This window comes from Melaminivora alkalimesophila, from assembly GCF_000282995.1.
GTDB lineage: Bacteria > Pseudomonadota > Gammaproteobacteria > Burkholderiales > Burkholderiaceae_C > Melaminivora > Melaminivora alkalimesophila.
The window spans coordinates 1-3,098 of sequence record NZ_ALEE01000682.1; the positions used below are offsets into that span (position 1 = coordinate 1).

The following is a 3,098-nucleotide window of genomic DNA, read 5'->3' on the forward strand; positions in this document are numbered from 1 at the left end:
CGGCTGCCGGCCCGCCCTGCGGCCGACCAGCAGATGCTGGTCCAGACCATCCAGGCGCTGGCCGACCAGCGCGATGCGCTGCGCGCCGACATCGCCGCCGAGGTGGCGCGCGCCAGCGCCAGCGTGCGCCAGGAGCGCAATCGCCTGGCGGCCCTGATGGCCGAGCTGACGCAGAGCGTGGTGGTGTGCAACCGCGAGGGGCGCATCCTGCTGTACAACAACCGCGCGCGCATGCAGTTTCGCGCCCTGTCGGAGGCGCCGCAGCTGGCCGGCGGCGCCGAGCTGGTGGGCATCGGCCGCTCGATCTACGCGGTCTTCGACCAGCGGCTGGTGGCGCACGCGCTGGAGCGGGTGCAGCAGCGCCTGGCGCGCGGGGCGGCCCACCCTTCGGCGCAGTTCGTCACCACCACGCGCGCCGGGCAGCTGTTGCGCGCGCAGCTGGCGCCGGTGACCGACGCGGACGGCGACGGCGACATCGACGGCTTCGTGCTGATGCTGGACAACATCACGCGCAGTTTCGAGGAGGAGACGGCGCGCGGCCAGCTGCTGCACGGCCTCACGGAAGGCAGCCGGGCGGCGCTGGCGAGTGCGCAGGCGGCGCTGGACATGCTGGACTACGACGATCTGGAGCCGGAGATGCGCGAGCGCTTCCTCGGCGTGCTGCGCCACGAGGTCGCCACGCTGGTGGAGCGTGTCGATGCCGTGGCGCGCCGCTCGGCCGAGGCGCTGCGCACCCGCTGGCCGCTGGAGGACATGCGCGGCTCGGAGTTCGTCGAGCTGGCGACCCGCCAGGTGGCGGCACAATGCGGAGTGCCGGTCACGGCCGGGGAGGTCGATGCGCTGCTGTGGCTGCGCCTGGACAGCTTTTCGCTGTTGCAGGCGCTGGTCCACCTGGGAGGGCGCCTGGTGGAGGAGTTCGGGGTGCGCAGCCTGCAGCTGCGGCTGGCGCGCGAGGGCGGGCGGGCGCGGCTGGATCTGGCGTGGGTCGGCCATGCGGTGAACACCGAAACCGTGATGGGCTGGGAGATTGACCCCATGCGCATCGGCGGCGAGGTGCATCCGCTGTCGGTGCGCGACGTGCTGGAGCGCCACGACGCCGAGATGTGGTTCGAGCGCCACCGGGCCTCGCACCAGGCGTTCTTTCGATTCCTGCTGCCGCTGGCGGGCGGCGCGGACGAGGTGGTGGCCGAGGCGCAGCCCCTGGACGGGCGGCCGGAATTCTTCGATTTCGACCTGTTTGCCGTCACGGGAGCGGACAACCAACTCGACGAGCGCCCGCTGACCGAGCTGGTCTATACGGTGTTCGACACCGAGACCACCGGGCTCGACCCGGCCGGCGGCGACCAGATCATCCAGATCGGCGCGGCGCGCGTGGTCAACGGCCGATTGCTGCGGCACGAATCCTTCGAGCAGCTCATCGACCCCGGCCGCGACATCCCGGAGGCGGGCATCCCCATCCATGGCATCACCGCACAGATGGTGGCCGGACAGCCGCGGATCGAGCAGGTGTTGCCGGCCTTCCACCAGTTCGCGCGCGACACCGTGCTGGTGGGCCACAACGCCGCCTTCGACATGCGCTTCCTGCAGCTGCTGGAGCCGCGCACCGGGCTGCGCTTCCAGCAGCCGGTGCTCGACACCCTGTTGCTGTCGGCGCTGGTCCACCCGCACCAGGAATCGCACCGGCTCGAAGCGATCGCGGAGCGCCTGGGGGTCGCGGTGCGGGGGCGCCACACGGCGCTGGGCGATGCGCTGGTGACGGCGGAAATCCTGCTGCGGCTGATTCCGCTGTTGCGCGAGGCGGGGATCGTCACCCTCGGCCAGGCGCGTGCGCGCTCGCAGGAAACCTACTATGCCCGGCTCAAGTACTAGGCGGCGCGCCGCGCCCGAGGAGGCAGCGATGGATCGCGTTTCGGGAGCCGAAGGCCTGCTGGCCGGCCCGGTGGGCAGCCTGGTGCGGCGCGCGCCGGTGTGCATCGACGGGAGCCAGAGCATCCGCAGCGCCGCCGAGCGCATGGCCGAGGCGGGAGTGTCCTCGGTGCTGCTGACCCACCAGGGGCGGCTGTCGGGCCTGGTCACCGACCGCGACCTGCGCCAGCGCGTGCTCGCCGCGGGGGTCGACCCCACGCGCCCCGTGGCCGAGGTGGCGACGGCCGAGCTGCTGACCGCGCAGCGCCACCAGCCGATCCTCGACGCCATGGCGCTGATGGCGCGCAACAACATCCACCACCTGCCGGTGTTGGACGGCGAGGAGCTGGTCGGGATGGTGACGGCCTCCGACCTGGGCAAGCTGCAGAGCCCGTTTGCGCTGCACCTGACGCAGGACATCTATCGCCAGACCGACCTGGCGGGGCTGGTCGCCTGCAGCGCGCGCGTGCGCCACCTGCAGGCCAGCCTGGCCCGCGCCGACACCAGCGCGCACAACACCGGCATCGTCATCACCTCGGTGACGGACGCCTTCACCATCCGGCTGATCCAGCTGGCCGAGCAGCAGCTCGGCCCTCCGCCCGTGCCCTATGCCTGGGTGGCGGCCGGCTCGCAGGCGCGCATGGAGCAGGCGGCGCGCACCGACCAGGACAACTGCCTGGTGCTGTCGGACGACTACCGCGAGGCCGGGCATGGTGCGTATTTCGAACGCCTGGCGCGCTTCGTGTGCGATGGCCTGGACGCCTGCGGCTACGTCCACTGCCCGGGTGGCATCATGGCGATGACGCCCGAGTGGCGCCAGCCGCGTGCGCAGTGGGACGGTTATTTTTCGCAGTGGACGCGCCAGCCCGACGGCAAGGCGCTGATGCTCACCGGCGTGTTCTTCGACATGCGCGCCGTGTGCGGCGACGCGCAGCTGCTGCAGGGCCTGCGCCGCGACATGCTGGAGCGCACCCGCGGCAACGGGCTGTTCCTGGCGCACATGGTGGGCAACGCGCTGGGGCAGCGGCCGCCGCTCGGCCTGTTCGGCCAGATCAAGGCCCAGCGCGGCGGCGCGCATCCCGGCACGGTGGACCTCAAGCACGGCGGCATCGTGCCGATCATTGACCTTGCGCGCATCTACGCGCTGGCCGGCGCCCTGGAGGCGGTCAACACGCACGACCGGCTGGGGGGGG

2 protein-coding genes are annotated in these 3,098 nt (G+C 72.1%); both read left to right on the forward strand.

Annotated elements, in window-relative coordinates; genetic code table 11:
- The coding region (locus A612_RS13275) for a 3'-5' exonuclease (RefSeq protein ID WP_019374950.1) at positions 1 to 1,869 on the forward strand (1,869 nt) is incomplete at its 5' end.
- A 28-nt stretch (positions 1,870 to 1,897) separates the two neighbouring features.
- A partial coding sequence (locus tag A612_RS13280; RefSeq protein ID WP_019374951.1) for a DUF294 nucleotidyltransferase-like domain-containing protein occupies positions 1,898 to 3,098 on the forward strand: 1,201 nt, incomplete at its 3' end.